This is a genomic window from Colwellia sp. SU-HH01217 (assembly GCF_057543495.1).
On sequence record NZ_BAAJLX010000029.1, the window covers coordinates 1 to 2,977 of the forward strand.

Here is a 2,977-nt window from a genome sequence, read left to right on the forward strand (position 1 = left end):
TCGCTCGTACACTCACAAACAAAGGGGTTCTACACCCACTCCAGTCGCAAGCTCCTTACGGGGTTTCGCTCGTCATACTTCCTCAACACCCCCATACTTACATATTTTATCAATATGTAAGTATGGTTTCAAGTGCGACAAAAACCTAAATACGTAAAACCCGTAATTTTTACAGTTTTACATATTTAAGCAAATGTGTAACAATGGTAAAAAATACAAGTTTAAATATGGTGGTTTCTCATGACTGAAATTGAAAAATTGATTGAGCTGTTAGGCTCAGAATCTGGTGATCGTTGGCTTGAATTCATGGATTACGTTAATCAAAATCTCAGTCATATTTTGAAACGTGGTAAGCCAAAAGCCGAAGATATTGAAAACTCAATCATCGGCAAATCAGGCTTTAAAACATGGAAAGAATTTATAGAATCCCCAACCGCACAAGGCGGTTTGGCATGGAATCTATCTACTTTTGACAGTTGGAAACGTGCATATTCAATTGTTTGTAATTATCCATTTTTGAGAAATTTAGAGTTATCAGCGAGCTTTATTAATACGATTTATCGTGAAACCAAGCCAAATTTCCCTATCTCTGAAAGCGATTTAAACGAGTTTCTAGCCGTTAGAGAGGAAAAAGCCATAGCAAACCAGCAAAACAAGTTAAAAATGGCTGAGAATCGCTCTCAGGAGCTTTTAGAGCAACTTAAAGCACATGAACACACCATAGCACTACAGAAACAAGAGATAGACACATTAAAAAGCCAGTTGGCGCAGGGCGTAGCCCAAGCAGAACGGCTTTTGGGAAGTGAAAAACGTGTGGGAGAACTCGAAACACTGTTAAAACTCAATGAAACTGAGTTAACCAAGGCTAAAGATTCATTAAAAACCAAGTCAAAAAGGCTTAATACATATCAAAATATGGGCTTTTTAGACAAGCTGAAAGCCCTGTTCAGCTAAAGGTCGCTCAATTGCTGGGATTTTTTGCTACGCAAAACCGCATTGATTTACTGTGGAAAAATCAGAGATTTTACACACAGCAACTCAACACTACTCCCGGCAATCACTCCCCAATGCACAATTATTTTTTTGTTTTTTAATAGAACTCGATTTTTTCAGGGTGATTGAGGTACGAAATCGCACTTAAAAAATGAGTAAGCAAGCGTAGCGCGGTAGTCGGTTTTCGTTCCTCAAACCTCACTTAATAAGATAATAAGAAGGGAAATGGCTACAGCCCTTTAAAATAAGGGGGGTATTTTTCAAAACACAGACTTGTAAGCTCAACTTTAAGACCAAGCAGGCTCAAAAATATATCTTTACAGGCTCAAAATATATCTGTATATTGAGCTTTGCATTCCATTTTATGAGATTGTCAATCTCAAAAAAGAGGTCGATTTTGAGCTTACAAAGATATAAAGAAAATCCATTTCTCAAAGATATGGCGATTAACACAAGCAATAAGCAAGTGACTGTTAGCGCACTTGGGAAAGATAACAATGTACTCGTTAATCAATCCACTGGTGAGATAAGCGGAACGTCAGTAGTGACATACAAGAAAGTTGATGATGCTGAATTTGTTAAGTTATTTAGTGCAAACATAGCACTGACTTTTGATTTAAAATCAGCAGGAATTAAAACATTTTCTGTTTTAATTTGGATGGTTCAGCACAGAGCCATCGGGAAAGACCAAGTAATCCTTGACCACATGGCGCTTGAAGAATGGTGTGAAGTACACGAACCAAAAAGCATAAGCCATGCAACATTTAAACGCGGCTTAAACGAGCTTGAAAAAGCCAAAATCATAGCGAAAACAATGCGTAAAGGTGCTTATTTTATAAACCCTAACTTTGTGTTTAATGGCAATAGGATAGCGTTCACAACAGTTATCGAGCGAGGCAGCAAAGCTAGAAATGAAAATCAGCAAGAGTTACCTCTGGATAATTAATTACATTGAAAAGCCACCATCATAATCACTTGATTTATGATGTTCGGGAGTATTGATTTTAGGTGATTTTTCGTGATTAACCCTAACTAACTTTTGCTGTTCAGCCATTGTTATTGCTGGCTTTACAGCTATTTTGCCGTTAGCTGTTCGTTTATCACCGTAAACGCTTACTGATTTAGTTGATTGATGCCCCATAATGTAAGCAACTTCAACACGACTCAAGCCACTGGCTTTTAAGTCAGAGCCTAATTGATGCCTAAAGCTATATAGCGTCATCTGGGCTTTTCTGCGCGGAAATGTTGATTTAGTTAGCGTTGCCAATCGCTCCTGTATTCTGTGCATTATGTCAGTCTTAAAATCGTCTGTATCGCCTGATTTCAGTACGTCTACAGCTTGGCTAATAGCAAAGCAATCATTATATTCTAACGTCAATTTTCTATCTAAACCTCTATCGCCTTTTTCATTGATTTTTGCGCCCTTGATAGTGATTTCATAGGGCAAATCAATCTCAATATTAAGCATTTCAGCAGGTCTACAGCCTGTTAATTCTGCTATGGTCAATGCCGCTTTAAGCTCAATATCATTAGGGTTTAGATTGTTTAAAACCTTGTCATAATCGCTTTGATTAATGCTTTTAACTCGTTTTTGCTTGCGCTTAACTTGTCGTTTAAGCATCTCTGGTGCATCTACAGCAGTTAAAGGATTTTTTGTCTCGTTGATTCTATCAGCAGATTTTTTAAAGCCCTTGACTTGCTGTTCGTATGCTAAAGCATTACGCAGCTTACGCCAGTATGCAGGTCTATAGTCAAATGCTGCATCTTTCAAAGCGTCTGTGATTTTCTTCGGTGTAATGTCATCACCAGCTAATCGTTTTTTGTAAAAATTCTCAGCTAGTTTGATGTAATCAGATTGTGTTTTTTCATTCATAACAATGGATCTCGTTTTAAGTTTAAATTGTGATCCATCGTCAAAGAGCGTTTGTCTGCTCGGTAGTCGCTTCACTTTAAAAACTCGCATGAGAATGCTCATTTTCAAAGT

General features: G+C 37.6%; 3 protein-coding genes. 2 read left to right on the forward strand and 1 reads right to left on the reverse strand.

The features are described from left to right. Positions 1–240 precede the first annotated feature (240 nt). The gene (locus AC27G3_RS18025; protein ID WP_487124002.1) at positions 241–954 is read left to right on the forward strand and encodes a hypothetical protein; all 714 of its coding nucleotides are present in this window, start codon (positions 241–243) and stop codon (positions 952–954) included. A 436-nt stretch (positions 955–1,390) separates the two neighbouring features. Then, complete coding sequence (locus AC27G3_RS18030) at positions 1,391–1,939, forward strand: replication/maintenance protein RepL (protein ID WP_487124003.1); 549 nt, start codon at positions 1,391–1,393, stop codon at positions 1,937–1,939. On the opposite strand, the gene AC27G3_RS18035 is transcribed toward AC27G3_RS18030, so the two are convergent. Then, positions 1,940–2,977 (reverse strand): site-specific integrase (locus AC27G3_RS18035; RefSeq protein WP_487124005.1); only part of this gene is annotated, 1,038 nt, incomplete at its 5' end.